Origin of the sequence: Tessaracoccus flavescens, from assembly GCF_001998865.1 — a bacterium.
GTDB classification, from domain to species: Bacteria; Actinomycetota; Actinomycetes; order Propionibacteriales; family Propionibacteriaceae; genus Arachnia; species Arachnia flavescens.
Genome location: NZ_CP019607.1, coordinates 1,743,671 through 1,770,535, shown reverse-complemented (window position 1 = coordinate 1,770,535; position 26,865 = coordinate 1,743,671). Strand labels below are relative to the sequence as shown.

The 26,865-nt window shown below is 65.6% G+C and carries 18 protein-coding genes and 4 pseudogenes; 12 read left to right on the top strand and 10 right to left on the bottom strand.

Annotated features, from left to right (window positions below; translation table 11 throughout):
* Positions 1–260: 260 nt before the first annotated feature.
* On the bottom strand, positions 261–563 hold the full coding sequence (locus BW733_RS08400) for a hypothetical protein (protein WP_077349616.1): 303 nt from the start codon (positions 561–563) through the stop codon (positions 261–263).
* A gap of 170 nt (positions 564–733) precedes the next feature.
* Between BW733_RS08400 and BW733_RS08395 the strand changes: the two are divergent.
* Positions 734–2,045: pseudogene (locus BW733_RS08395) on the top strand (ISL3 family transposase).
* A 137-nt stretch (positions 2,046–2,182) separates the two neighbouring features.
* Here BW733_RS08395 and BW733_RS08390 read toward each other — a convergent pair.
* Complete coding sequence (locus BW733_RS08390; protein WP_077349614.1) at positions 2,183–4,822, bottom strand: hypothetical protein; 2,640 nt, start codon at positions 4,820–4,822, stop codon at positions 2,183–2,185.
* A gap of 159 nt (positions 4,823–4,981) precedes the next feature.
* Here BW733_RS08390 and BW733_RS08385 point away from each other — a divergent pair, with 159 nt between their 5' ends.
* The 7 genes and pseudogenes from BW733_RS08385 (at position 4,982) to BW733_RS08355 (ending at position 15,877) form a co-directional block, all read left to right on the top strand.
* Positions 4,982–11,176: an RHS repeat domain-containing protein gene (locus BW733_RS08385; RefSeq protein WP_077349612.1), complete on the top strand. Its 6,195-nt coding sequence runs from the start codon at positions 4,982–4,984 to the stop codon at positions 11,174–11,176.
* A gap of 7 nt (positions 11,177–11,183) precedes the next feature.
* Positions 11,184–12,008, top strand: coding sequence for a hypothetical protein (locus tag BW733_RS08380; RefSeq protein ID WP_152024630.1), 825 nt, complete (start codon positions 11,184–11,186; stop codon positions 12,006–12,008).
* Positions 12,009–12,180: 172 nt separating this feature from the next.
* Positions 12,181–12,501, top strand: a complete 321-nt coding sequence (locus tag BW733_RS08375) for a transposase (protein WP_161490184.1) — start codon at positions 12,181–12,183, stop codon at positions 12,499–12,501.
* A 166-nt stretch (positions 12,502–12,667) separates the two neighbouring features.
* Positions 12,668–12,925 (top strand): annotated as a pseudogene (locus BW733_RS17850) (IS256 family transposase); the annotation flags it as partial.
* A gap of 121 nt (positions 12,926–13,046) precedes the next feature.
* Positions 13,047–14,384: an ISL3 family transposase gene (locus tag BW733_RS08365; RefSeq protein ID WP_202970205.1), complete on the top strand. Its 1,338-nt coding sequence runs from the start codon at positions 13,047–13,049 to the stop codon at positions 14,382–14,384.
* 3 nt (positions 14,385–14,387) lie between these two features.
* Positions 14,388–14,552: pseudogene (locus BW733_RS08360) on the top strand (transposase); the annotation flags it as partial.
* A gap of 69 nt (positions 14,553–14,621) precedes the next feature.
* Positions 14,622–15,877, top strand: a pseudogene (locus BW733_RS08355) (IS3 family transposase).
* A gap of 435 nt (positions 15,878–16,312) precedes the next feature.
* Here BW733_RS08355 and BW733_RS08350 read toward each other — a convergent pair.
* Genes BW733_RS08350 through BW733_RS08340 form a run of 3 tightly spaced genes read right to left on the bottom strand, consistent with a single transcriptional unit; the run spans position 16,313 to position 19,073 of the window.
* Entirely contained in the window at positions 16,313–16,864 is a 552-nt protein-coding gene (locus BW733_RS08350; protein ID WP_161490183.1) for a NifU family protein, read from the bottom strand.
* Positions 16,861–18,786 (bottom strand): ferrous iron transporter B, encoded by a 1,926-nt coding sequence (gene feoB, locus BW733_RS08345; RefSeq protein ID WP_077349600.1) that lies wholly within the window; start codon positions 18,784–18,786, stop codon positions 16,861–16,863. Before feoB ends, BW733_RS08350 begins: the two co-directional genes overlap by 4 nt.
* Positions 18,783–19,073, bottom strand: coding sequence for a FeoA family protein (locus BW733_RS08340; protein ID WP_077349598.1), 291 nt, complete (start codon positions 19,071–19,073; stop codon positions 18,783–18,785). The genes feoB and BW733_RS08340 overlap by 4 nt, the downstream gene beginning before the upstream one ends.
* Positions 19,074–19,223: 150 nt before the next feature.
* Here BW733_RS08340 and BW733_RS08335 point away from each other — a divergent pair, with 150 nt between their 5' ends.
* The 3 genes from BW733_RS08335 to BW733_RS08325 all read left to right on the top strand — a co-directional run bounded on the left by BW733_RS08335 (position 19,224) and on the right by BW733_RS08325 (position 21,423).
* Complete coding sequence (locus tag BW733_RS08335) at positions 19,224–20,189, top strand: cation diffusion facilitator family transporter (protein ID WP_077349596.1); 966 nt, start codon at positions 19,224–19,226, stop codon at positions 20,187–20,189.
* A 133-nt stretch (positions 20,190–20,322) separates the two neighbouring features.
* Positions 20,323–21,066, top strand: coding sequence for an SIR2 family NAD-dependent protein deacylase (locus BW733_RS08330; protein WP_077349594.1), 744 nt, complete (start codon positions 20,323–20,325; stop codon positions 21,064–21,066).
* A 3-nt stretch (positions 21,067–21,069) separates the two neighbouring features.
* Complete coding sequence (locus BW733_RS08325; protein ID WP_077349592.1) at positions 21,070–21,423, top strand: MGMT family protein; 354 nt, start codon at positions 21,070–21,072, stop codon at positions 21,421–21,423.
* 13 nt (positions 21,424–21,436) lie between these two features.
* Here BW733_RS08325 and BW733_RS08320 read toward each other — a convergent pair whose 3' ends face one another.
* On the bottom strand, positions 21,437–22,126 hold the full coding sequence (locus BW733_RS08320) for a hypothetical protein (RefSeq protein ID WP_077349590.1): 690 nt from the start codon (positions 22,124–22,126) through the stop codon (positions 21,437–21,439).
* Between the two features lie 107 nt (positions 22,127–22,233).
* Positions 22,234–23,409 (bottom strand): xylose isomerase, encoded by a 1,176-nt coding sequence (gene xylA / locus BW733_RS08315; RefSeq protein WP_077349588.1) that lies wholly within the window; start codon positions 23,407–23,409, stop codon positions 22,234–22,236.
* A gap of 110 nt (positions 23,410–23,519) precedes the next feature.
* Here xylA and BW733_RS08310 point away from each other — a divergent pair, with 110 nt between their 5' ends.
* The gene (locus tag BW733_RS08310; RefSeq protein ID WP_077349586.1) at positions 23,520–24,710 is read left to right on the top strand and encodes an ROK family protein; all 1,191 of its coding nucleotides are present in this window, start codon (positions 23,520–23,522) and stop codon (positions 24,708–24,710) included.
* Positions 24,711–24,712: 2 nt separating this feature from the next.
* On the opposite strand, the gene BW733_RS08305 is transcribed toward BW733_RS08310, so the two are convergent.
* From BW733_RS08305 to BW733_RS08295, 3 genes are read right to left on the bottom strand one after another with little or no spacing between them, the layout of a single operon-like run.
* Positions 24,713–25,183, bottom strand: a complete 471-nt coding sequence (locus BW733_RS08305) for a thiol-disulfide oxidoreductase DCC family protein (RefSeq protein ID WP_077349584.1) — start codon at positions 25,181–25,183, stop codon at positions 24,713–24,715.
* Positions 25,184–25,216: 33 nt separating this feature from the next.
* Positions 25,217–26,212, bottom strand: a complete 996-nt coding sequence (lgt, locus tag BW733_RS08300) for a prolipoprotein diacylglyceryl transferase (RefSeq protein ID WP_237268349.1) — start codon at positions 26,210–26,212, stop codon at positions 25,217–25,219.
* A 23-nt stretch (positions 26,213–26,235) separates the two neighbouring features.
* Positions 26,236–26,850: a DUF998 domain-containing protein gene (locus BW733_RS08295; RefSeq protein WP_077349582.1), complete on the bottom strand. Its 615-nt coding sequence runs from the start codon at positions 26,848–26,850 to the stop codon at positions 26,236–26,238.
* Positions 26,851–26,865 lie beyond the last annotated feature (15 nt).

Here is a 26,865-nt window from a genome sequence, read left to right as displayed (position 1 = left end):
TCCTGCTGGTTCTGTCAACAAGCGGTAAAAGCGCTTGTCAGGCTATAAATGTGCACCTGCTACAGTCCATGATTCACAGCAGATCCCGCCGCGGACAGGCTGCTCCCGGGTGCCTGCTACATTGCAGGCATTAACTTTTGGCCAGGGGGTAGGCGCACCGCTCCCATCGACTCGTGAGTGGATCGTGGACTGTCCGGATGCGGTAGAGCCCCGTCAAGCCTTCGGGCGTGACGGGGCTCTGCACGTAGGATCGGTGTGTCTTACGGGCTTGGCGGCACGTAGATGAAGCGGATCTTGTCCAAACTGATTGCTGTGCCGTTGGCTTGCGCGACAAGGGAGATGGTCGAGGCTTGGCCCGTTGTCATGAGGATCTTTCTTGATTGAATGGTGCCGTTGTCTGACCAGCAGATCTTCGGTTCGAGTTTCGGATACGCGAGAGAGTCCGTTCCGACGATGGTGGCTTCGGTGCAGTTCGCACCCCAGGTTGCGTGGATCTCGTCATCGTTCATCATGACCTCGCCGTCGACCTCGTACTTGATGGCCTTGCCGGCTGTCGAGGTCATGTCGTACTGGACTTCCCAATATTGGGGTCCCGAAGGGACCCCCTTTGGGGGCTCTTCACAATCGAGGGTGTAGGTAGCGCTGTTCGGGGTTGCGGCGTGGCGGCTGGCTGAAGGGGTCGAGGCCCTCCGAAGATGGAAGTTCTCACGCTCCCCATCTGGAAGACCTCGACGTGTCCGACGCTACCTTCACGTGCCCTGATCTGACTAGTTTCTGCCGTCTCGACGGCCTCGGGTTGGAAGTCACCGGCCAGCGCATCGAACCCGACCGTGCGATCCTGGCCTGCCGCCCGGTCGACGCCGACGACTGGTGCCGAGACTGCGGCGGCCAGGGCCTCATCCGGGGCTCGGTGGTGCGACTCTTGTCGCATGTCCCGCTGGGGTGGCGCCCTACCGTGCTGCACGTGCGGCTCCGGCGCTATCGGTGCATCGAGTGCGGGCGGGTGTGGCGTCAAGACACCAGTGCCGCAGCCGAGCCGCGTTCGAAGCTGTCGCGCGCGGCGCTGCGTTGGGGACTGGAAGGACTTGTGGTCCAACACCTGAGCATGTCCAGGATCGCCGCCGGTCTCGACGTCGCGTGGAACACCGCCAACGACGCCGTGCTGGCAGAAGGACAGCGCGTCCTCATCAGCGACCTGGCCCGGTTCGACGGGGTCAAGGTGATCGGGGTCGACGAGCATTGCTGGCGCCATACCCGCCGTGGTGAGAAATACGTCACCGTGATCATCGACCTCACCCCCACCAGGGACGGCACCGGTCCGGCGCGCTTGTTGGACATGGTCGAGGGACGCTCGAAACAGGTGTTCAAGACGTGGCTCGCCGCCCGCCCCCGAGCCTGGCGCAAGGGGATCGAGGTCGTCGCGATGGACGGATTCACCGGCTACAAGACCGCGGCGGTCGAGGAACTCGGCAACGCCACCACGGTGATGGACCCGTTCCACGTCGTCCGGCTCGCCGGCGAAGCGCTCACCCGCTGCCGCCAGCGCGTCCAGCAAGACACCTGCGGGCATCGGGGCTGGCCGCGCCGGTGACCCGCTCTACCGCGCCCGCCGCACCCTGCTCACCGGCGTCGATCTACTCACCGACAAGCAAGTCGCCCGACTGGAGGCACTGTTCGCCGACGAACAGCACACCGAGGTCTACGCGACATGGAGTATCTACCAACGACTCGTCGTGGCTTACCGGAATCCCGACAAGCAACTTGGACGGTTCCTCCTTCAAGGCGTGATCGACTCGGTCAGCACCGGCGTCCCGAGAGACCTCGTCGAGCTCGTCAGCCTGGGCCGGACCCTCCACCGACGGGCGGCCGACGTGCTCGCCTTCTTCGACCGCCCAGGCACCAGCAACGGCCCAACCGAAGCGATCAACGGACGCCTCGAACACCTCCGCGGGATCGCCTTGGGATTTAGGAACCTGACCCACTACATAGCCAGAAGCCTCCTCGAAACCGGAGGATTCAAACCCCACCTACACCCTGCATTGTGAAGAGCCGTCAAACGGCTGGGACACGGTTTCCATCGACCCGTGACTGGTTCCCGGTACGGCCCTGACGCGGTTGGGCCCCGTCATGCCTGGTTGGGGCGTGACGGGGCTCCATAGGCCGGAAAGAGTTGTCCCTTAGCTTAGCTGCCCTGCGGCGGCACGTAGATGAAGCGAATCTTGTCCAGGCTGATTGCAGTGCCGTTGGCTTGAGCGACGAGGGAGATCGTCGATGTTTGACCTGTTGTCATGAGGATCCGTCTTGATTGGGTGCCGCCGTAGGTGGGGTCGGACCAGCAGATCTTTGGCTCAAGTTTCGGGTAAGCGAGGGAGTTTGTTCCGACAGTGGTGGCTTCAGTGCAGTTCGCGCTCCAGTCTGCGTGGATCGGGTCGTCGTTCATCATGACCTCGCCGTCGACTTGGTATCGGATGGTCTTGCCTGCGCTGGCGGTCATGTCGAACTGGACTTCCCAGTATTGCGGCCCGCCGGGGACCCCGCTCGGGGTGAAGTTGAGTGTTGCCTTTTGGTCGGCGTTCAAGGTAACGTTGGTGACTTTGCCGCCGGAGGCTTTGGCGCTGGTTGCCTGCGTGTTGGTGGTGGTAAGAACCGATTCCGCTTCGACGGAGTGGACGATGACCCCTGCATTGTTGATGACGAAGTTGTAGGTGGGGGCTTCTGCAGAAGCGTGGCCGATGAGGTTGACTGCTTTGACCTTGAGTGAGTTGTTGCCCTTGGGTCGGCTTACGAGGATTGGCAGTGTTGCTTGGCCGTTGGTGGCAGCGATGTAGCCGGTCTTTGGCTTAGTGCAACCGTCGAAGTCCGGGGTCTTTCCGCCGTCCCAGGTGTAGAGGAAGCCTGCTGCGTTGGCGGACTTCAGGGTGATGGACCCGTTGGGGGATCCGTCGGCTCTTGCCACGTTGTCGGTGAAGTTAGCGCCGAGGTTTACGCCACTCGTGTTTATCTGGCCTTGTGGGTGGGTGGTTGACCAGACTTCAGGTACGGGCGGGGTTGCTGTCTCGATGGCGAAGAGTGTGTGCTCCGAGTAGGCAGACTCGAAAGCGGCTCCATCGGTGATGACTGGGCGGGCCTTGACCCGGACGTAGTACTTACCGTCAGGAAGGGTGACGGTCACGCTTGCGGTCTGCCCGCTGGGAACCGAGCCGCTTTCCTTGAGTGGCGTGGCAAGGACGCTGCCGCCTTGATTGTAGATGGCGAAGGTGTAGACGAGGTTGGGCAATGTGGGGCCGTAGATCCTGGTGGAGGCTGAGATCTTGACGGTGCTGGATGGGATTCCTGCGCCAGTGCAGGTCAGGCCGTAGGGGGTCGAGACGGTGGCTGCTGCTGGCACGGCGGGCGGGTAGGCGTAGGTAACGGTGAGTTTAGGGTTGTTTGCGAATTTCTTCCATTGGTATGGGTCTGCTTCGTTGGATGCTCTGAGTCCGAATCCGACGAAGTCGAGTTGCTGGTAGACGGTGGAGTCGACGTACGCGGTGGCGTCGAGGTTGATTTCGTAGGGGCCGGTCGCGGAAGTGGATGCCGTGGAGAGATTGCTTCCGAGCGGCCCAGGGTATGCCGTCCATGGCCCGAAGCTCCCCGTTGTGCGCGTCAGGATGACCGGGGTTGCCCCAGCGCTGGCGGCGTGAGTCTGGGTGAGGGTGACGACGGCTTTGGTGACCTTGGCTCGGGTGCCGCCTGCGACGGTGTTGAACACAGAGACGTCGAAGCGGAAGTAGCTGCGCGCAAGGTAGGCGGGGCTGCATCCGGTCCAGTTGCAGTAGCCGACCCGGAGGTCGTCGCCGGTGGCGTAGCTGGTGGTGCCGGAGCGGACGACCGTGAAGTAGTTGCTGGTGGAGTACCAAGTGGGATCGATGTAGACGGGATACTCAACATCAGGGCCGACCAGAGCCTCGGTTGGAGGGGTGAGGGTAAACCCGTCGGGTAGGGTGGTTGTGCTGCTGCGGGCTTGTGGGGCCTCGGCTGCTTCGATGGTGACAGCGGTGAGGTTGTCACCGGCCGTCGTTGCCGTGGGCGTGTCTCCGCTTTGGGGTGAACTGGTCGAGTCCCACATCACCGGAGGGCTTGCCGCGAAGATCTCTTCTCCTTCCGCATCGGTCGCCACGGCAGAGCCGTCTTCGGAGAGCTGGCAGTCCAAGTCAGTGTGGACGGTGAAGTCGAGTGAAGTTAGTTCGGGGTTCTGGGCGGCCTCACGGTTCTTCACGACGAGGACATGCGAGTAGCTCTCGGCCTCGACGCTGACGACAAGATCGACATCGGGCATGACGTCGGGGTAGGTGATGACGTTCTCGTGGATGCTGGGAGTTGTCAGCTCAAAGGGGGTCTCCAAGCTGAGGTCGTGCCCATCTGCGGTGGTGGTGGCCAGGGCGCGGTCACCGCCGGCGGAGAAGCTCACATCCAGGACTGTAGCTTCGGGGCGAAGGCGGCCGTCACTGTCCGAGCTGATCGTTGTGTCGATAGGAACCCACTGTTCGCCCTCCTTGATCCGATTCGCCTCGCGGGTGGTCTCGAGTGTGAAGGTTCCGTCGGGGTTCGCGACGGTGCGGGTGTACTCGTCGGCCCACTCGACGATCTCGACTGGCTGGCCAGTCGCTGCGGCTTCCTCGGAAGCTTCTAGCGCTTCGGCTGGTGGGGCGTCCGTTGTGGCGGGGACTGGCGGTGTCTCCGGAGGTGTGGGGTCAGCGTGGGCTGGTTGTGCGGCGAGCGTGCTGCACAGAAGTGCGGTGGTGAGCAGGGAGGCGCACCACAAGCGGAGGGGTCGGGTCATGAGGGCTCCAGTGAACAGGGCAGGAAACGGTGACGACAGGTTCGTCGATCGTGAGCGTAGAACTTTTGTGCACAAGTTTTGCCGTTTTCACAGCAAGTTCACAGCAGGGTTTGTACGTTGTGTGCTGACAACAGCTCTCTTGGATCGGAACCCCCCCCCATGGCTGCTCGCGCGACCTCGCGGACTTTCAAACGACTTACTGTTGGCGCTTTATCGCTGGCACTCATCTCCTCCGGCCTGAGCGCTGGTCGTGCGATGGCCGATCCGCAACCCCCTGAGGATTGGAAACCCGAGGTGCAGGAGTGGGAGCCATTGCCTGCCGAGGAGATGCCTGCCGAGGCCCAGGCGAAGGGCGGCGGCTCGGACAAGTCTGTGCCGGTGGTTGAGCGGGTGCCCATCGAGCCGGTCGCCATTGAGGTGACGGGCGAGCCGGGCGAGTGGCTCCAGGCCGATGAGACCCCGATCAGCGTGAAGGGCGTCGAAGCGGCTGAGATCAATGTCCTTGACGACGGGGCGGTTCCGGATTCACAGGTCGCGCTGGCGTTCGAGGTCACTTCCGAGACGGCCGAGACCGATATCGAGGTTGATCTCGAAGCTCTCGAGGACGCTGGCCTGCTGGCCGACATCGACAGGGCACGGCTGGTGGAGTTGCCTGCCTGTTATGCGACCACACCTGATGCTCCGCAGTGTTCCAAGCCGGTCGCGGTCCTCGATGCGGCACCGACTGCCGAGAAGACTCTGAGTGTGTCGGGGCTGTCGGGTGCGAGCACGTTGATGGCTGTGGCCGCGGCAGAGTCCGGGGAGAACGGCAGCTACGCCGCGCAGCCGCTCGCGCCGTCTTCGACCTGGTCCACGGGTGGCTCGACCGGCGAGTTCAGCTGGTCCTACCCGCTCGCTGTTCCTGATCTGGCGCTGCAGGGGGCGATCGCACCCACCGTTGGCCTGTCCTACAACTCGTCGACTGTGGATGGTCGGGTCCGCACGACCAACAACCAGGCCGGCCTGATCGGTCAGGGCTGGGGCTACGAGGCAGGCTTCATCGAGCGCCGCTACGTCACCTGCGACTCGCACCCCGAGCACCCGAAGCCAGGGGAGGGCGATCTGTGCTGGGCAGGCGAGGCACTGTTCCTCAACTTCGGGGATCGATCCGCCGAGATCGTCCGCGATGACGCCACCGGCGTGTTCAAGTTGAAGAAGGACGACGGCACGCGGATCGAGAAGCTCACCGGTGCTCCCAATGGAGTTCTCAACGGCGAGCATTGGAAGCTGACCACCCCCGACGGCATGCAGTACTTCTTCGGGCGAGAGGCGCTCCCTGGGCGCACCGATCAGGCTCTGACGCAGTCGACCTGGAGCGTCCCCGTCTACGGCGCTGCTGCCGGGGATCCCTGCTACAACTCCGCCGACTTTGAGTCGTCGAAGTGTGTCCAGGGCTGGCGTTGGAATCTGGACTACGCCGAGGACACCTACGGCAATGCCATGGCCTACTACTACAACAAGGAGATGAACTACTACGAAGGATCGTCGCGGATGCAGTACACGCGCGGTGGCATCCCGCTGCGTATTGACTACGGCCTTCGTAACGAGAACAACTCGATCTATGGGTCTCCGGTTGGAGCGCGCGTCGTGTTCGAGCACGCTGAGCGGTGCATGCCCACGGCCGACTTCGCCTGCGACCCGTCGCTGTTCACCACCAACAACAAGGGACGCTGGCCCGACACACCGCGCGATCTGAAGTGCGAAGTCACCGGGACCTGCATGGTGGGATCGCCCACGTTCTGGAACCAGCGACGCATCACCAAGATCTACACGCAGATCCTGACCAGCGGAGGGACCTGGCTGACACGTGACTCCTACGCCTTGGGTCATAGCTTCCCCAGCGCAGTCGACACATCACTGTGGCTGAGTTCGATCACACACACGAGCTACTCCACCACTGGAGAAGCCATCACGCGCGACCCGATCGAGTTCACCCACATCATGAACGAGAACCGGGTCGTGGGCGACACCATGCCGATGATGCGCCTGCGTGAGATCCGCGACGAAGTGGGGCTGCAGACGCAGGTCACCTACACCCCGCAGGATTGCTCGCCTACCAGTCTGCCCACCGGCGACCTGTCAGCCAATACGCGGCGGTGTTTCCCTGTGAAGTGGACCACGCCGGGTGCCAGTGAGCCGTCGATCGATTTCTTCCACAAGTATCTCGTCTCCAACATCGATATCTTCGACCTGGCTGGCAACTCACCCGCGCAGCGCTACCGCTACAACTACGGCGGCACACCGGCCTGGCGCTACGACGACAACGAGCTGACCAAGGCCAAGGATCGCTCCTGGGGCCAGTTCCGCGGCTACCAGTACGTCGACACCCTCTTCGGAGACCCCGCCAACACCACCAACGGCACTGCGGACAAGCTCAACGTGACGCGCACCTACTACCTCCGAGGCCTGCACAGCGGAAAGACAGAGAGCGGAACAGCATCGGTAACGCGACAGAACTCGCTGGGCGAGAACATCGTCGACTTCGACCTACTGGCCGGCGCAGCCTACGAGACGCAGACCTTCCTCTCACACACGGATCTTGCGAACCCGCTGGCAAAGTCGCTCACCACCTATGAGATCAAGCCCGCAACGGCGACCCGCGCCCGTACCGGAATCTCGGCCCTCACCTCCAACGTGATCGGAGTCACCACCCAGCGCACCATCACCCCGATCACCACTGGCGGGAATCTGACCAGCACGATCACTTCCACGCTGGACGCGCTCGGTAGACCGACCGCGGTCAGCACAACGGGGAGCAACGCTGATTCGAGCTGCGTTCGGACCAGCTACGCCCAGAACACCGCGAGGAACATCCTCGCCCTTCCCGCAGAGGTGACCACCACCGCCGGAACATGCGCCGAAACCGGAACACAGCTACGCGGGGCACGGATCTTCTACGACGGCTCAACCACACTCGGACAGGTGACCGGCCCCGGCAGCGCCACCCGCACAGAGACCGCCGTCTCGGCTACCGAGTGGGCTCGCGCTGTTGCGTCCTATGACGCAGCCGGGCGCATCATCTCCAGCACAGCCTACACGTCAGCCAGCGACACCACGGGACGCGTGTCCAAGACGAACTACTCACCAACGTCAGGTGGACCCATCGAGACGGTGACCACCACGAATCCGCTCGGCCAATCAGCTTCCACCGCCTACAACATCGACGGGCAGTCAATCAAGGAGACAGGTGTCTCGGGGCAGAGCACCGAGGCCACCTACGATGCCCTCGGCCGCATCACTGCGGTCTGGGAACCTGGCTTCCCCAAGACCGGCCCCGCAACGCGGACCTACAGCTACACCATCAGCCGAACCGCACCCGAGACAACCACAACCAAGACCACCACACAGATCTCCGGTACCACTGCAACGCAGACCACCACCATCGCCATCTATGACGCGTTCGGTCAACAGATCCAGACCCAGGCTGATGCTGTTGGAGGCGGTCGCATCGTCGACAACGCCTTCTACAACTCGAATGGCCAGGTCGCCAAGACCTGGAACCACTGGTACACCACAGGTGCCCCCTCCGGGACCCCTGTGTTGACCACCGAGTCGGCGATTGACTCGCGCACCCAGAACTACTACGACGGAGCCGGCCGCATCACCGACGCCGTCTCATACAAGGGCACCACAGAGACCCGCCGAACAAAGACCCTCTACACAGGCAACCAGACACTTGTTGTCCCCCCGGGCGGTTTCGGAATCAACTCAATAGTGGTTAACGCCCTCGGGCAGACCCTTGAGAAGCGCGACTACGTCACAGCCCCCACCATCAGCGGTGCAACCTTCTCCGGCGGCACCTACAAGACCACCAAATTCACCACAGACGCCGTAGGACAGCAGACAGGACTCACCGACCCAACCGGTGCCGTCTGGGCCTACACCTATGATCTGGCCGGCAATCGCACCAAGGCCGTCGACCCCGACACAGGCACGTCCACCACCACCTACAACCACCTCGGCCAGAAACTCACCTCGGTGGACGCCCGCGGTTCCGCCGGCACGCTCAAGTTCACCTATGACGCCCTTGGCCGTACCACGAAGGTCGTGGGCGGCGTAGGCGACAAGACCATCGCGACCTGGACCTACGACACACTGCGACCCGGGCTTCTGACGGAATCACGCAGCTACGCCAACGGCGACACCGCCAACGCCTATGTGCAGAAGGTGAACGGCTACGACACCTACGCGAGACCCACTGGGATGTCGACGATCATCCCAGCGAGCCAGGGGACTCTTGCTGGCACATACTCCAAGACCACCACCTACAACTCCGTAGGCCAGACCGCGACTGAGGCGCTACCGGCGCTGGGGGGCTTGCCTGCCGAGACGCTCACCCGCACATATACATCGCAAGGTCAGCCCTACTCTGTGGTCGGAGCAAAGCAGTACGTAACCAAGACCTCCTACAACGCGCTCGGCCTGGTCAGCAACAGAGTGGGACACGAGGGCGACTCGCTGAGCAAGGCCTACGTCTACAATTCCGAGACGCTGGCAATCGACTCGACAGCGTTCAATGCCAACTCGAACCGCCCGCAGGTGCAGTTCAACGCGTACACGCGCAACTCGGCTGGCCTGATCACCAAAGCCTCGACGTCGATGAACTACTCGAACCCAGCTGGCGTCAGAACGATGTGTTATCGCTACGACACGCGCATGCGGCTCACCGAGGGATGGACATCCACGGACTCGTGCAAGGCCAACCCGACCAGCACGAACAAGACCACTGGCGGCGTGCTGCCTATCTGGCATCAATGGACCTACAACGACGCCGGTGTGCGCACCAAACTGGTCCGCAACAAGGTCGTCGAGCTCCCAGCAGCCACCACAACCACCACGTCCACACTCGCCACGACAGGCCCCAAGCACGCAGTCGCCAGCGATGTCAGTGTGACGGGCTCGACCACGACCACCAGCAACTACACCTATGACGCCGCCGGCAACACCACCAAGACTGTCACCGGCAGCGTCACCGAGAACCTGACCTGGGACGCCCAAGGCAAACTCGTCACCGTCGCCAACGGCACGAAGACGACCAGCTACATTCGCGACGCCGACGGTAATATCCTCGTCCGCAAGGACCCGGCAGGCACAACCATCTACACGCCGGCCGGCGAGTTGAGGCTGACCGGCACCAGCACAAAGACGGGCACCCGTTTCTACAGCCACGCGGGCGAGACCGTCGCCCAACGCATTGGAGCGACAGTGCTCCAAGCCCTCGACAGCGACCACCTGGGAACAGGCACCGTGGCCGTCAACTGGGCAGACCTTAACCAGACCGCGTGGCGCATGCTCGACCCGTTCGGCAACCACATCGCCACCATTGGCGCATGGCAAACCGACCACACCTACCTCGACAAAGCAACCGATGCGTCCACGGGCTACGTTCAGATGGGGGCCCGTGTCTACAACCCCAAGAACGGCCGCTTCCTGTCGGTAGACCCAATCATGTCACCCTACGTTGCGAACACGCTGAACGGCTACTCCTACACAGCCGGTGATCCCATCAACAGCAGCGACCCGACCGGGCTGAACCCTCGTCTGTATCACCAGAACCCCGACTCGCCCTGGCTCGTCACCAGCGTTACGACCAACCCCGTCACGCTGCCCACCAGGGAGACGACCACCCGTACCTCCACACGCTATGTCGCCAAGGAGAGTACGGGTTACTACAGGAAGGGGTCGACCCGCACCGAGCACAGGTACACCAGCAAGTCGAGCTCCGGCGGCGGGAAGGACAAACCAACTGCGGCCCCAACACCAACTGCGACCCCAACCCCGGTGCCACTGGTTGTCCCATCTGTTAATAGTCCTGATCTTCCCACGGTCCTGGGGTCGCCGGTCCAGACCGCCTCGGCTGGGGCCTTGTTCGTCCTCGCACTTTACTACTCCAAATCAGCAGAAACCCTCCTAGTCTTCAGTGGGGGAATACCCACGGTCACATCGGTCGCATCATCAGAGGCGGCGGGGTATTTGGCTTCGCAAGCCCTCGCTGCCATGCCAGACTTGTCGTTCAATCCGACGCAATACCGGAAACATGCAAAGAAGCACATCAAGAACTATACGGACGGAGTGCGTGTTAGATCTCACCACAATCCCGTGGACCAGCAGTGGTACCGGGATAGGATTGACGATGTCTACACGGATCCGGACGAGATCAGAGTCGGGACCATTAGGGGACAAAACGACCCCGTGATCATGATGCGGAAGGGAGACGATCTCCTGTGGGTGAAGACGAGCGGCGAGTATATCAGCATGTTTCCGACGAAGTACAATGGTCATTGGGCCAAGGCTGTCAGTTTCTATGTTAGGTAGGGTAAGCATGGACTACGTGCGATCGTTCATTGGACGCACTTGCCGATCTGTGCAACGTGCGTACAGTTTTGACGAGGGAGTTGGGGGCGCGGACGACTTGGCCCTGTCGTTCGATGACGGACGTGATCTGGTGTTCGTCCCGACGCCAGATGGGATTCGGGTGGACTCGAAGTTTCCGGACTACGGTCTGGATCCCGGCTTCTATTCGTTTCGAGTCTCCTCGGATGACCTTCTCAACACTCTAGTTGGGGAGAGGCTTGAGGAGGTACAGGAGAGTTACTCTTATGGCGATCTCGGTGGGGTATGCCTTCGTTTCGGAAGTGACATTTATCTCGATGTCGAACTGAATGCAGACGATTTGATGCTCCATGTCCCGCCCGCGAATCAACCCACCCTCTATTCGTCGTTCCTTGGTAGCAGCGTCGAGGTGCCGGAGTGCGGCTCTCTTGTGGGGAAGAAGCTGTCTGGGATGCGTCGGCGACTCGTGATGGACCCGTCGAGTGGAGTTCCAATCGCCCGTGGTGTTCTCTTCGATTGGACAGATGGGTCCACGAGCGAGTTTGCGTCGACTGAGAATCCGTTTGAGATGGTCGATCTGCTGGGTTCGAGGCCAGGCGGCGAGGACTCATCAACGGCACCGTTGTACGATTCGCCGCGGATCCTGCGCTCGCTGTCTGATAGAAGGCTCACGCGAGTGGAGAGGTTCTCCGATGGGCCTTTGGGATTTTGGTTCGGGAGCGCAATGATTGCACTTACTTCCAGCCGGCTCGGGATTTCGATTATCCCTTCGCCGTATGTATTGCAGGGGGACCTAATTCGGCCGATCAAATGAGTTCCTCTTCGGTGGCGGGTCTGTCCGGAACTTTGTGTAAGTGGTGCGCCTAGGCGTCGATTAGCCATTACCGGCTAGGCGTCAATTAGCCATTACCCACTAACACAAAGAAACCGAGAGTGAATCGCCCCGGGTCTGGTGGAGGCTCTCAAACCAGTGAAGGATGAGAGTTATGGCACCACCGAGGAAGTACAGCGTCGAGCTGCAGCAGCGGGCCACGCGGATGGCGTTGGATGCGAGGAAGGACCCCGAGACGAGTCGTGGCGCGATCAAGCGTGTCGCTGACCAGCTGGGGATCCACCCCGAAGCACTCCGCAACTGGGTCCGTCACGGCGAGGTCGACGACGGGCTCCGTCCAGGGATCACCACCGACGATCAGACCCGGATCAACGAGTTGGAACGCGAGGTCCGGGAACTGCGCCGAGCCAACGAGATCCTGAAGACAAGCGCAGCTTTTTTCGCAGCCGCGGAGCTCGACCGCAAGATCAGGTAGGGGCCCGTGAGGTGCCGGTCGCGGCATCGTGGAGGGCCGTGAACTCGGAGTCGAGCCGATCTGCCGGGTCCTGCGGGAAGCAGGCGTGCAGATCGCTCCCAGCGAGGGTGTCAGATGGTTTGTGTAAGGGGTGGCTCCTGATTAGGAAGCAGACACACTGATGTCCATGATTGATAAGCAGTCTCGTGATGAACGGCGCCGTGCTCAGAGGGCGGGCGTGGAGGCGTTGGAGGCCTCTGGAGCGTTGGATGATCTCTATGCGCGCATCGATGCCGGCGAGGTCCAGTTCGACGGCAGGGATGGCCTGATCCAGCAGTTGATCAAGGCCGGCCTTGAACGCGGACTCCAGGCCGAACTGAGCGAGCACCTCGGATACGACAAGGGCGATCCCGATGCGGCGGCGTTCCCGAACTCACGTAACGGGGCTCTTCGTACTTGCGGTGGGTCGGGGGCGACACGCCGGGTGAGCGGGGTGGGCTGAGGTAGGGGTCGGGGCCCTCAGGATCAGGAGTTACCAAGCTTCTTATCCACCGAGGACCCCGACTGTGTCTGAGCCTACGACGTGTGCTGCGCGCTGCCCCCATGACGACGCCTACTGCGACAACTGTGACCGTCTGGTCGGCTTGCCCGGCGTGCACGTCATCGGAGTGGACCGGCGACCTGCCGGGCTGGTGGTCGAGGTCGAGTCCCCACCAGCGATGATGGGCTGCCCGACCTGCGGGGTGGTAGCCCGCAGCCATGGCCGACGGACGGTCACCTTGGTCGACATCCCCTGCTTCGGAGCCCCGACACGCGTGCGTTGGCGCAAACGCACGTGGACGTGTCCCGAGCCGTCCTGTCCCGTAGGGGTGTTCACCGAGCAGGACGAACAGATCGCCAAGCCACGCGCGATGCTCACCACCCGGGCGTGTCGCTGGGCGACCGAGCAGGTCCGACGCGAGCACGCCAGCATCGCCGGGCTGGCTCGGCAGTTGGCCACCACGTGGCGGACTGTGTGGACCAGCATCGAGCCGATCCTGCAGCGTGCCGCCGCTGATGAGTCCCGGTTCGCCGGCGTGACCACGCTTGGGGTGGATGAGCACCTGTGGCACCACGTGAGCCCCCGCAAGCGTGGCCCCAAGGAGCTCACCGGCATGGTCGACCTCACTCGTGACAAGGACGGACGCGTCCATGCCCGGCTGCTCGATCTGGTGCCGGGACGTTCGGGCACCGTGTACAAGACGTGGCTCGACCAGCGCGGGAAGGGGTTCAAGGCCGGGGTCGAGGTCGCCACCCTGGACCCGTTTCGCGGCTACAAGAACGCCATCGACGACAAGCTCGCCGACGCCACCGCCGTCCTTGATGCGTTTCATGTGGTCGCTCTGGCCAGCCGGGCCGTAGATGAGGTCCGCCGCCGCGTGCAGCAGGAGATCCACGGCCACCGGGGTCGTTCCGGCGACCCGCTCTACGGGATCCGTAACATCCTGCGTTGCGCGGCCGAACGGCTCACAGACAAGCAACACGCCCGCCTCGCCGCGGCGATCGCCGCCGATGACCGCCACGACGCCGTCCACGTCGCCTGGCAGTGCGCCCAGAAGGTTCGAGCCGCCTACGCCCACCCCGACCCAGCCAAGGGCCGCCAGATTGCCGAGCAAGTCGTCGACGGGTTCCCCTCCTGCCCGATCCCCGAGATCGCCCGACTCGGCCGCACCCTCAGACAGTGGAAAGACGCCTTCCTGGCCTACTTCGACACCGGCCGCGCATCCAATGGCGGCACCGAGAGCATCAACGGGCTCATCGAGCTCCACCGACGCATCGCCAGAGGCTTCCGCAACCGCGAGAACTACCGACTACGCATGCTCCTCATCGGCGGCGGACTCAACCTCGACCCACCGCAGGTATGAAGAGCCCGTAACGGCTCCTCAGCCAAGACGGTGTCCACCAGCGTCGGTGACGTGGATCTGGCGATCCCCAGGGACCGTGACGGGACCTTCACCCCGATGCTGGTCCCGAAGGGCTCCCGCCGGGTCGGCGGCTTGGATGACATGATCGTGTCCCTTTATGCGGGCGGGGGGCCCTGACCCTTGTTCTTGGACACGCTGAATCCAGCATTTGCTGGGGAAGCGAGATGATCAGGAACTATGGCACGAAAGAACTTCTCTGATGAGTTCCGTCGACAGGCTGTCGACTTGTACGAGTCCACGCCGGGGGCGACGGTGCGTGGCATCGCTGCCGATCTGGGGGTCGAGCGGGGGACGTTGCGTCACTGGCTCGACCTGTACGGCACGGGGAGGAAGACTGCCGCTGATGGCACGCCGACCAGGAGCCCGTTGTAGCCGAAGTCGTCCACGCCGCCGACGGACGCTGACGAGACTGCGGAGCAGGAGCTGGTCAGGCTTCGGGCGAGGGTGGTCGAGTTGGAGACCGAGACGGCGAAGCTTGCCACCGAGCGCGATATCCTCCGATCGGCGGCCAAGTATTTCGCCGGGGAGACGCGCTGGTGAACCGCTTCCAGTTCGTCGCCGACCACCAGGACGCCTTCGAGGTGAAGCGGTTGTGTGAGCTTGTCGAGATCGAACGATCCTCGTCCTACGCCTGGCGGGCCGCCGCGCCCGCGAGGCAGGCCAGAGCGGCCGCTGATGACGCGTTGGCGGCCGAGATCCGCGGTATCCACACCGCGGACACCACGATCGGGGCTCCGCGGGCGACCGCGGAACTCAACGACCAGCGGCCCGCCGGGCAGCGGGTCAACCACAAGAAGGTCGCCAGGGTGATGCGCGAGCACGACATCCGCGGCTATCAGAAGCGACGCAGGGTCCGCACCACCATTCCCGAGCAGACCCATCGGCGGGTCCCGGATCTGGTGGGTCGGGATTTCACCGCGGAGGCGCCGAATCAGCGCTACGTCGGCGATATCACCTACCTGCCGTTGGCCGATGGCAGCAACCTGTACCTGGCCACCGTGATCGACTGCCACAGCCGCCGGCTGGTCGGCTGGCAGGTCGCGGACCACATGCGCACCAGCCTGGTCGAGGACGCGCTCAATGCCGCTCTCGCGACCCGCGGGACGCTGGACGGGGCCGTGTTCCACTCCGACCACGGCGCGGTCTACACGAGCCGCGACTACGCCGGGCTCTGCGAACGGCTCGGCGTGACCCAGTCGATGGGCGCCGTCGCCACGTCCGCGGACAACGCGCTCGCCGAGTCGTTCAACGCAACCCTGAAACGCGAGGTCCTCCAGGACGCCGCCTGCTGGCCCGACGCCGACACCTGCCGCCGGGAAGTGTTCCGCTGGCTCGTCAGGTACAACACCCGCCGACGCCACTCATGGTGCGGCTACCAGTCACCAGTCGCCTACGAATCCCTCAACGCTGCTACGCTCACCGAAGCCGCGTAATCAACCCCCGTGTCCAAGAACCGAGGGCAAGGCCCCGTTATCCACGACAAGCTGAGCGACCCGAAGACGAGCGCGAGGAGCCAAGGCAGCGGTAGTGTGTGAAACAAGAGGACCCTTTCTGGTGGTTGGTAACTCGCAAGTCCCACCCAACCAGCGGGGGCCCTCCCTTCGTGTCAGATCACAGATCACACCCACTCAACCAACCTGTCCGATCAGTACAACTAGACGCGCGGGTGTCTCGTTGAGGACGCGCATGCGTCCCATCGGGGACACCGAAGGGACGCGGGTTTGTCCCCTGTCAGCAGCCGTGACCGGCAGAGGGTGCGGGAGTCGTGCTCGGGTGGATCGGCTTCGGCGGTGCGGCCCTCGTCGCGATGGGCGCCGTCGCCGTCGTGGTGGTCGGCTCCCTGCTCGTCCGGGGTAGCTGACCCGGACTCAGCGGCGGGGCAGCCCGAGGAAACCCCGTCCGCGCTGCGGGCCGCCGCTGCGCTCGATCCGCTTCAGCCCCGGATAGCGGCGCTTCACCGCAGCCTCGATCCGGTCGTGCAGCGTGGAGGCGGCCGCGGGGCAGTCCTCGCAGGCCCCCTCGAAGTTAAGCGTGAGGGTGTCTTCGGTGGTATCGGCGACGGTGATGTGGCCGCCGTGGGAGTCGACGTAGCTCTTGAGTTCGCCGTCGAGCACCTCGCGGGCGATCAGGCCGAGCAGTTCCGCCGAGCCTTCCTCGATCTGCCAGCCGTCGAGGTCGACCGCCTTTGCGATGGCGTCTCGGATGCGGGGGCCGTGCTCGGCCCAGCTCTGCGCGGGACTCAGCCAGGCCCACACCCCGTCGGGCTCGACGAAGAGCTTTGTCAACACGCCGAACTCGAGCAGTGGGCCGACCGTGCCGGGGGCGGCCAGCACGCGGCCGACGGGCAGGTCGACGTCGGTGACCCAGCGCACCGCGAGCGGCTCGTCGGCGACAGCCTGGGGATGGATCGCGCGCTTCACAGCAACACCTCCACGATCGAGTGGGCGAGGAAGGCCATCAGCCAGGCCGCCACTCCAAGATAGGTGAAGGCGATCAACGGCCACCACCACGTTCCGGTCTCGCGCCTGATCACGCCGAGCGTCGACATGCACTGCATGGCGAAGACGAAGAAGATCAGCAGCGCGGCGATCGTCGGTGGGGTGAACACCGGCTCGCCCTCGTGAGGCCCCGAGCCGTGGGTCATCGTCGCGAGCGCCTCCGCGGGGTTCTCCGGGTCGGACGCGGAGGCGACCAGGCCCATCGTCGAGACGAAGACCTCGCGGGCGGCGAGCGACGAGATCACGCCGACGTTGACGCGCCAGTCGAAGCCGAGCGGCTCGAAGACCGGGGAGACGGCGTGGCCGAGCCAGGCGGCGGCCGAGTTGTCCAGCGTGTAGGCGGTGACGGCGACGCTGTCGGTCGGGTCGACGCCGGCCTCGGTGAGCTCGGCCTCCCCTCGCAGCGGGAGGTTGAGCAGCGCCCACAGCACGACGGTGGTGAGCAGGATGATCGAGGTGACCTTCTTCAGGAAGGCCTTGCAGGCGTCGATCACGGAGAACGCGACCGTGCGCAGGCGCGGCAATCGGTACGAGGGCATCTCCATGTAGAACGGGAGCTGGGTGCCGGAGCGGCCGAGGAAGCGCTTGAACACCCAGGCCGCCGTCATCGCAGCGACCGCACCGAGCAGGTACAGGCCGAACATGATCAGCCCCTGCGCCTTGACCGGCCCCCAGCCCGCCTCAGCGGGGACGAGCATGCCGATCAGCATCACGTAGACGGGCAGCCGCGCGGAGCAGGTCATCAGGGGGGCGGCCATCATCGTCGCGAGCCGGTCCTTGGCGGAGGGAAGGGTCCGTGTGGCCATGATCCCCGGGATCGCGCAGGCCACCGAGCTGAGCAGCGCGACGAAGGCGCGACCCTCGAGGCCTGCGCTGGCCATCACCTTGTCCATCAGGTAGGCGGCGCGGGAGAGGTAGCCGGTGCCCTCGAGCAGCGAGATCAGGACGAACAGCAGCGCGATCTGCGGGAGGAAGACGAGCACCCCTCCGACGCCGCCGAGCAGCGCGTCTGCCACGAAGGCGGCGAGCCAGTCGACGGGGATCGCGGCGCGGGCGACGTCGCCGAGCCAGGCGAAGGCCTGCTCGATCCAGCCCTGGAAGGGGGCGGCGACCACGAAGATCGTCTGGAAGAACGCGAACATCGTCGCGAAGAAGACCAGCGTCCCCCACACGGGATGCAGCAGCACGGCGTCGACGCGGCCGGTGCGGGAGTCGGGTTCCGGGGCGCGGAAGTGGGCTGCCGCGAGGATCGAGCGGGCCCACGCGACGCTCTCCTCGGGCTCGACGGGCGGTGCGACCGGTGGGGCGGGCCAGGCCGCGGTCTCGCCGAGCTTGCCGCGGAGGGCCTCGACCCCGCGCCGGTCGCCTGCCACGACGGGCACCACGTTGACCCCGAGCGCCCTTGCGAGCGCCTGGGCGTCGATATTGCCGCCGCGGCGCAGCAGCTCGTCGAGGAAGGTGAGCACGACGGTGGTCGGCACGCCTGCCTGCTGGATCTGGGCGATCAGGCCCAGCCCGCGCCGCAGGTTGGTGGCGTCGACCACGACCATGACGCCAGCCAGGTCGTCTGCGCCGTCCAGGACCTCGGTGACGATGTGTTCGTCGGGACTGATCGGGTCGAGTGAGTAGGTGCCCGGCAGGTCCTCGAGGACGAGTGGGCCGCCTGAGGTATCGACGCGCCCCTCGTAGCGGGCGACGGTGACGCCGGGGTAGTTGCCGGTCTTCGCGCGGAGTCCGGTCATGGCGTTGAACAGGGTCGTCTTTCCCGCGTTGGGGCTGCCGACAAGGGCGATCCGGGCAGCTCCTGGCAGGGTCGCGGTGCTCTCCGGGGCGCAGTGGCTCATGCCGCGACCAGGATGCGACGGGCCTCGGCGCGGCGCAGCACGATCTCGATGCCTCCGACCCGGAACATGAGTGGGTCACCGAGCGGGGCGCGCCGGAGCCTCTCGACCGACTCCCCCGGCGTGAAGCCGAGGTCGAAGAGGCGCCTCGTGACGACGTCATCGCGGTCGAACCCGAGGATGGGGGCGGCCTCTCCCGTCGGGAGGACGTCGAGCGGTCGGGTGGCGGTCCGTGCGAGAGCCTCGGCGGTGCTGCAGCGACGGCGGGCGAAGCGATCGACGAGACTCATGAAAATTACGCTAACACCGGCTTCTCTATTGCCTGGAGGTGGGGTTAGGTAAGGCTTCTGTGGCGGGAGGTCCAGCGGCGACGCGCCCGTCGATCCATGCCCCGCCGTCGCCTGCAGGCAATACGCTGAGCCAGCAGGAGAGGAGCCGCCATGACCGTCGTCATCGCCTTTGTCGCCAACATCCTCGTCGCCATCGCGAAGTCGATCGCCGCCGTGATCACGGGATCGGCCGCCATGGTCGCCGAGGCTGCCCACTCCTGGGCCGACGCGGGAAACGAGATCTTCCTGATCGTCGCCGACCGCTCGGGCGCCCGGGAGAAGGACGTCAAGCACCCGTTCGGGTACGGGCGCAGCAGCTTCGTCTGGTCGCTGATCGCCGCGTTCGGCATCTTCACGGCCGGCTCGATCGTGTCGATCACGCACGGCATCCAGGAGCTGAACAACCCTGCACCCGTGGAGAGCCCGACCATCGCCTACATCGTGCTCGGCATCGCCTTCATCCTCGAGGGGGCCTCCTTCACCCAGGCGCTGCTGCGGTCGCGCAAGCTGGCCCGTCGCCGCGGCCGCCGCACCTTCGACTACGTGCTCGACACCTCGGACACGACGCTGCGCGCAGTCTTCTTCGAGGACGCGGCCGCGCTGATCGGCCTCGCGCTCGCCGCCGGGGCGATCCTGATGCACCAGGTGACCGGCTTCGCCTACTGGGACGCGATCGGCTCGATCGCCGTCGGCGTGCTGCTGGGGATCGTCGCGATCGTGCTGATCCAGCGCAACCTCGCGTTCCTCGTCGGGACGGCCGTGTCGAAGGAACTGCGCGACGCGGCGGGCCTCGCCCTGCTCAACTCCCCCGGCGTCTCGCGGGTCACCTACCTGCACATCGAGTACGTGGGGCCCAACCGCCTGTTCCTGGTCGCCGAGGTCGACCTGACCGGCGACGACGCCGAGCACGACGTCGCGCGTCGGCTCCGCGACATCGAGCGTCAGATCGCCGAACACGAGTTGATCGAGGCGGTCGTGCTGTCGCTGTCGGTCGACGACGAGCCGTCCCTGACCTTCGACCCGCCCACCAGCAGCACCGCCTCCCTGATCTCGGACCTCGCCAGGGGACCTGAGTAGGGCTGTCGCGATGAGCACTTTCCGGGACTCGTTTGCGTTGGCATCGTTACCACCCCGCCTGGCGCGCAACGAACCCGGAAAAGTGCTCATCTCGCTCCCCTCGCCCAGCGTCGACCGCGACTAGGTTTGGGGCATGAGCATCTCGTCACTCGCAGAGGCACGCCGGATCGTGATCCTCGCCGGCGCCGGCCTGTCGACCGCGGCGGGGATCCCCGACTTCCGCGGGCCGGAGGGCCTGTGGACGCGCGACCCCTACGCCGAGCTCGTCTCCACGCTCTCCTGGTACCTGCGCGACGAGGACGTGCGGAAGTCGGCATGGCGCCGTCGCAGCGATCCTGCCGTCTGGGCCGCCAAGCCGACCCGTGCCCACCGCGCGATCACCCGGCTGGAGGCCGACGGGAGGCTGCGCGCCGTCGTCACCCAGAACACCGACGGGCTGCAACAGGTCGCAGGGACCAGCGAGGAGGCGGTGCTCGAGGTCCACGGGTCGATGCGGACGTGGCGCTGCGAGCTGTGCGGGAGCACCGGGCCGATGGAGGAGATGGTCGCCCGGGTCGAGGCGGGCGAGGAGGACCCCCGCTGCCCGAAGTGCGGAGGCATCACCCGCGCGACGGTGATCCTCTTCGAGGAGGTGCTCGACGCCGACGTGCTCGAGGCCGCGGTCAACGCCGTCGAGGACTGCGACGCGATCGTCGCCGTCGGCACCACGCTTGGCGTCTACCCCGTCGCGGGCCTCTTCCCGCTCGCGAAGGACCACGGGGCCTATGCCGTCATCGTCAACGACTCCGAGACGCCCTTCGACGACATCGCCGACGAGGTGGTCCGGGGCAGGATCGACGACGTGCTCCCCGGTGTCCTCGGCGTCGAGGTGGACTGAGCCGTGCATCCGGCACCGCGTGAGGGCTCGTTCGACCTGCTGGCCGAGCGGGTGCTGAGGGCGGTCGAGCAGATCCCGTCCGGCTCGGTGGTCAGCTACGGGGACCTCGCGGGGATCGTCGGCACGACGGCGCGGGTGGTCGGCTCCGTGATGTCCCAGTTCGGCTCCGACGTGACCTGGTGGCGGGTCGTCAACCGCGACGGCAGGCTCCCCGAGCACCTGATGGTCGCCGCGCGCGAGCGGTGGGCCGAGGAGGGGATCGCCGCAGGCGAGCACGGCTGCCGGATCTACGACCACCGCGCCGACCTGGACGACCTGGCGGAGCGCTACGCCGCGGCCGTCGACTCCCTCGAGTGACCTGAGCCCCTGGCTAGGCGACCGACCGCGGCCACAGCCCGGTCAGGGCGAACGCCAGTGCGACGACGAGGATCAGGATCGCGATCGGGGTCCGGAGATCGCGGTGCAGGAGCCGCTCGTAGCCTGCGGTCGCCTTCTCGGCGAACCTCGGATAGCGGACCCACGCCCAGGCTGCGAGCAGGTACGGCCCGACGAGCGCGATGACGAAGACGAGGTAGGCAAGCGCCCTGAGCCAGAGGTGGGGGCTCACGCCTGAGGCGACGCGGCCGACGACGTACATCGTCGCGACGCCGCTGAACCCGATCAGGGTGTTGGCGAATCCGAACCCGAACGCCCGCCGTCCCTGGTGTGTCACCGGTGTCGGCCGGTGCCCCTTGGGCGGTCGGGTGCGGTCGTTGCGGTCGAGCACGAGCAGGACGACCCCGCACACGCCGAGCAGAACGGCGGCCCCGAGGTCGACCCAGCGGGTGAGCAGGAACGCGTCGATGCGCCCCTTGAGCACCCTCATCAGATTCTGGGGATCGACGAACTGGAACAGCACGACCAGCAGCGTCGACGCCGCGAGCAGGCCCATGCTCATCCACCGCACCGCCCCGGCGCGCCCCGCGGCCAGCGCATGCAGCGAGAAGCCGTACAGGGTGGGCGAGAAGCCCATGACAAGCCCGAGCCCCAGCAGGGGCGGCGCCGCGAGCAACCATTCCACGGCGTTAGTATGCCTCTGGTCCCCAGGGATGCGCCGCTGACACCGGTGGACATGCGCGACGGGGCCGACCCATCGTCATGCGATGAGCCGGCCCGTCGGAGGGTGGGTCAGCCGATCAGGTGACGCAGCGCGGCCTGGTACAGCTCGACGAAACGGTACTCGCGGGCACCTGCGGCGTCGGCGTCGAACTCCTCGACGTTGCTGCGGAAGTCCTCGAGCGACTCGCCCTCGGCGATGGTCGGGATCGCCAGCTGGTCGACGGCGTTCTCCTTCATCAGCTTGTCGACCTCGGGGTCCGCGCGGAAGGCGCGGGCCTTGTCGGCGAGCATCAGGTAGGTCTCCATGTTTGCCTTGGCGGAGTCCCAGATGCCCTGCATGCCCTCGGTGCGCGACGGCTTGTAGTCGAAGTGGACCGGGCCGTCGTAGCGCGGGGCGTTGGGCGAGTACGGGAAGCCGTTGACCAGCAGGTCGACGGTGAAGAAGGCGCTGAGCAGGTCGCCGTGTCCGAAGACGAGGTCCTGGTCGTACTTGAGGCCCTTCTGGCCGTTGAGGTCGATGTGGAACAGCTTGTTGCTGAACAGCGCCTGGGCGATGCCGTGGGTGTAGTTCAGGTTGGCCATCTGCTCGTGGCCGACCTCGGGGTTGAGCCCGACGATGTCGCCGTGGTCGAGGTCGGCGATCAGCGCGAGCGCGTGGCCGATCGACGGCAGGAAGATGTCACCGCGCGGCTCGTTCGGCTTCGGCTCGAGGCCGATCTTCAGGTCGTAGCCCTGCGACTTGATGTAGCCGGCGACGGTGTCGAGGCCCTCCTTGTAGCGCTCGAGCGCGGCGTAGAGGTCCTTCGACGAGTCGTACTCGGCACCCTCGCGGCCGCCCCACATGACGAACGTGGAGGCTCCGCAGTCGGCGGCGATGTCGACGGCGTCGAGCACCTTGCGCAGGCCGAAGCGGCGCACGCTGCGGTCGTTTGCGGTGAGGCCACCGTCCTTGAAGAGCGGATGGGTGAAGGTGTTGGTGGTGACCATCTCGATGGTCAGGCCCGACTTGTCTGCGACGTCGCGCAGCTGCGCGATCCGGTCGCGGCGCACCTCAGGGGTGGCGTCGAACGGGAAGACGTCGTTGTCGTGGAAGGTGATGCCCCATGCCCCCAGTTCGGCCAGCTTGTCAGCGTATTCCCACGGGTCGAGCGCGGGGCGCGTTGAGGTGCCGAAGGGGTCGGTGCCGGTCCATCCGACGGTCCAGAGACCGAAGGAGAACTTGTCTTCAGGGGTCGGAGTGCGCATGCGTTGCCTCTCTCACGGTTTCGGGACTACTGCGTCCCAATTAGTTTCTCTATAATACTTATACCGGAAGCGGTTAATGTCAACCGCACTGGCCTCGGTTAAGGAGAGCGATGACCACGCAGGATGCGGGAATGACCCAGTCGTCGGTGCGTTCGGCGAACCTAGCGTTGGTGCTGGGCAGGATCGTCGCCAACAGCGGCTCGATCTCGCGCGCCGACATCGCCCACCAACTCGGCATGACCCGCTCCACCGTTTCACGGCTGGTCGACGACCTGGTGATCGGTCAGTTGGTTGAGGAGGGCGAGACGGTGGCGGGAGCCCGCGGCCGACCAGCGGTCCCGCTCGGCCTGCGTGGCGGGACGGTGATCTCGCTCGGCCTCGAGGTCAACGTCGAGCGGCTGGTCGCGACCGTCGTCGACCTGCGGGGCGAGGTGCGCTCGGTCGCCCAGCGCGACGTCGACGTGGTGGCGATGACGCCTGCCGAGGCGATGACGGCGCTTGCCGCGCTCGCGGAGGAGGCCCTGCGCGAGGAGGCGGGCGAGGACGTCCGGGTCTCCGGTGCAGTCCTCGCGCTGCCCGGCCTGCTCGACCGCGACGGACGCCGCGTGCTGCGCGCCCCGAACCTCGGCTGGGAGGGTGCCGAGCCGCCGGCTCTGTGGGACTTCACCTTCAACGGCGGGCGGATCGACCTGCACGCCGCCAATGACATCGACTGCTCGGCCCTCACGGTGATCCGCGAGGATCCGGGCGGCTCCTTCCTCTACGTCACCGGCGAGGTCGGCATCGGCTCGGCCGTCGCGCTCGACGGGCGGCTGATGACCGGACGGCACGGCTGGGCGGGCGAACTCGGCCACGTCTGCGTCGATCCCGACGGGGCGCTGTGCGGCTGCGGAGCCAACGGCTGCCTGGAGACGGTGGCGGGCGCCCGCTTCCTGCTCGCCGCCGCGGGCCAGCCGACGATGGACGCGCTGGTCGAGGCTGCCGCCTCTGGCGATCCGAGGACGCTTGCCGCCATCGAGCACGCGGCCCGCTCGCTCGGCATCGCGCTTGGCGCCGCCCTCAACCTGCTCGACGTCTCGACGGTGCGCCTCGGCGGCCACCTCGGCGTTCTTGAGCCGTGGCTGAGCGGCCCACTGGGCGACGAACTGGGCGTCCGCGTGATGTGGGCGCGGCACTCAGGGATCGAGGTCGAGACCGTCTCGGAGGCGCCGCTGCGTTCGGCGAAGGGAGCGGGCCTGGCCGCCCAGTCGGGCGTGCTGACCGACCCGGCCGGCTGGATCGCGCCGCTCGTGGAGCGCTGAGCTCAGGGCATCTCGCAGGCCGGGGTCCCGCCCGGCAGCTTGTGCCGGTTCCTCGCGACCACGGCGTAGACCTTCCCGGTCAACCAGCGGAGGCCAGGCAGTCTGAGCACCGCGCCCACCACTGGCCAGGGCAACCGCGAGCTCCGCAGGATCCTGGCGATCGCTTCGCCTCCCGTGAACACCTCGCTGCCGTCCACCACGTGCAGCGTCTCCTCGCACTTATCCACAGTCAGGTTGTGGACAGACAGGTCGACGCGCTGGAAGGGGACCGCCTCGACCCGCGCCTTGAACCACCTTCCGCGGAGGATGCGCACGGCCGTGCCGCAGAATCCGCAGCTGCCGTCGAACAGCACGAGCGGAAGGGCGCGCTCTGGCGTCTCCACAGGGTTGTCCCCAGGCGCGGCCGTCTCGGCCGAGTCGCCGAACTGGCTTGTCAGAAAGGCTTTGACGTCGGGGTCCGGTAGCTCAGGCATGGCTCTTCCGGAGATCTGTGGACAACTGAAGGCTCATTTCTCTGCAGGCCCGTCATCCGCGGGGTCCTGGTCGGCCTGCGCCCCTTCATCTGCAGTCTTTTCCGCCTGAGCAGCGTCGTGCGAAGCCATCTCGGCTTCCGGTACAACGTCCGCAGTAGACGCGTCGTCGGCGGAGTTATCCCCCGGGTTGTCCACACCGGCCTCGACGTCGCTGATCGCTCGGGTGCGCGACCACGTCCAGAGGATGACGCCTGCGAGGATCATCGGGATCGAGAGCCACTGGCCCATGCTGAGCCCCATGCCGAGCAGGCCGAGGTAGGAGTCGGGCTCCCGCCAGAACTCGGCGATGAACCGGAAGAGCCCGTACCCGGCGAGGAAGGCGCCGGAGACCTGACCGCGGTAGCGAGGCTTACGTGCGTAGAACCAGAGCAGCACGAACAGGAGGATCCCCTCGAGCAGCATCTGGTAGAGCTGCGACGGATGCCTGGGGATGTCGCCGCCGGTCGGGAAGATCATCGCCCAGGGAAGGCTGGCAGGCGCCTCGCGGCCCCACAGTTCGCCGTTGATGAAGTTGCCGAAGCGGCCCGCCGCCAGCCCGATCGGGGCGGCAGGCACGAGGAAGTCGGTGACCTGGAGGAACGGGCGCTTCTTGCGCCACGCGTACCAGGCGAGTCCCAGCGCCACGCCGATCGCGCCGCCGTGGAAGCTCATCCCCCCGTCCCACACCTTGAGGATGTCGAGGGGATTGGCCAGGTAGCGGGAGGGTTGGTAGAAGAGGCAGAAGCCGAGGCGGCCGCCGATCATCACGCCCGCGATGGCGGCGAGCAGGACGTCCTCGACGTCGGTGCGCGTCCACGGCTCGGGGGTGGTGATGGAGCGGTACGGCTGGTGACGCAGGCGGCGCACCATCAGGACGTAGCCGAGGGCGAACGCGATCAGGTACATGATCGCGTACCAGTGGATCTTCAGTCCGAAGAGGTCGATCGCCACGGGATTGAAGTCGGGAAAGGTGAGCACCAGGGTCGTCACGGGACAAGCTTGCCATGCCAGGGCTAGGGCGCCGCGACCTCGACCTCTGCGGTAGACGTCTCGGGAATCTCGGAGATCGCCGCCGTCACGGTCCGGATGAACAGGACGAGCCACACGAAAACGGTGCTTACCGCGCCCATCTCGAAGGCCGTGATGTTGAGGTAGCCGACCCCGAGGTGCAGCCAGACGACTCCCGCGATCAACGCGACGACCGCTGCCGTGACCGCAAGGAACCCGCCGGGCAGCCGTCGCAACAGGATCGGGACGGCGACGAGCAAGACGGCGAACACCCCGATCGCCGCGTAGGTGACCATGTTGTGCCAGAACATGCTCAGGTTCACAGGTATCACTGCGACCATGCCGAGCAGCGCACCCAGCGCGATCAGGCCGACCCGCACGAAGGTGACCTTCCAGTGCGGCTCCCCGTGGTGCTCGGCCCAGAGTTGCAGGTCGTGGGTGAGGAAGTCGGCGAGCGCCGTGAGGACGACCCCGGTCAGGATCAGGGTGAAGTTGAACAGGATGCCCGAGCGGTCGGAGGCGGCGCCGAGGGCCGAGAAGTGCTGCTGCCACCACTGCTCGTCCGAAGCGCTCAGCGCGGAGGCGAGCGAGCCGGCGACGAGGAAGAGGGCGACGAGCACCGAGAGCGACTCCGT

Excerpts from the sequence above, each read along its gene's own strand:
- BW733_RS08400 (WP_077349616.1), bottom strand. The coding sequence starts at position 563 with ATGACCTCGACAGCCGGCAAGGCCATCAAGTACGAGGTCGACGGCGAG.
- BW733_RS08390 (WP_077349614.1), bottom strand. The coding sequence starts at position 4,822 with ATGACCCGACCCCTCCGCTTGTGGTGCGCCTCCCTGCTCACCACCGCA.
- BW733_RS08385 (WP_077349612.1), top strand. The coding sequence starts at position 4,982 with ATGGCTGCTCGCGCGACCTCGCGGACTTTCAAACGACTTACTGTTGGC.
- BW733_RS08380 (WP_152024630.1), top strand. The coding sequence starts at position 11,184 with ATGGACTACGTGCGATCGTTCATTGGACGCACTTGCCGATCTGTGCAA.
- BW733_RS08375 (WP_161490184.1), top strand. The coding sequence starts at position 12,181 with ATGGCACCACCGAGGAAGTACAGCGTCGAGCTGCAGCAGCGGGCCACG.
- feoB (WP_077349600.1), bottom strand. The coding sequence starts at position 18,786 with ATGAGCCACTGCGCCCCGGAGAGCACCGCGACCCTGCCAGGAGCTGCC.
- BW733_RS08340 (WP_077349598.1), bottom strand. The coding sequence starts at position 19,073 with ATGAGTCTCGTCGATCGCTTCGCCCGCCGTCGCTGCAGCACCGCCGAG.
- BW733_RS08335 (WP_077349596.1), top strand. The coding sequence starts at position 19,224 with ATGACCGTCGTCATCGCCTTTGTCGCCAACATCCTCGTCGCCATCGCG.
- BW733_RS08330 (WP_077349594.1), top strand. The coding sequence starts at position 20,323 with ATGAGCATCTCGTCACTCGCAGAGGCACGCCGGATCGTGATCCTCGCC.
- xylA (WP_077349588.1), bottom strand. The coding sequence starts at position 23,409 with ATGCGCACTCCGACCCCTGAAGACAAGTTCTCCTTCGGTCTCTGGACC.
- BW733_RS08310 (WP_077349586.1), top strand. The coding sequence starts at position 23,520 with ATGACCACGCAGGATGCGGGAATGACCCAGTCGTCGGTGCGTTCGGCG.
- BW733_RS08305 (WP_077349584.1), bottom strand. The coding sequence starts at position 25,183 with ATGCCTGAGCTACCGGACCCCGACGTCAAAGCCTTTCTGACAAGCCAG.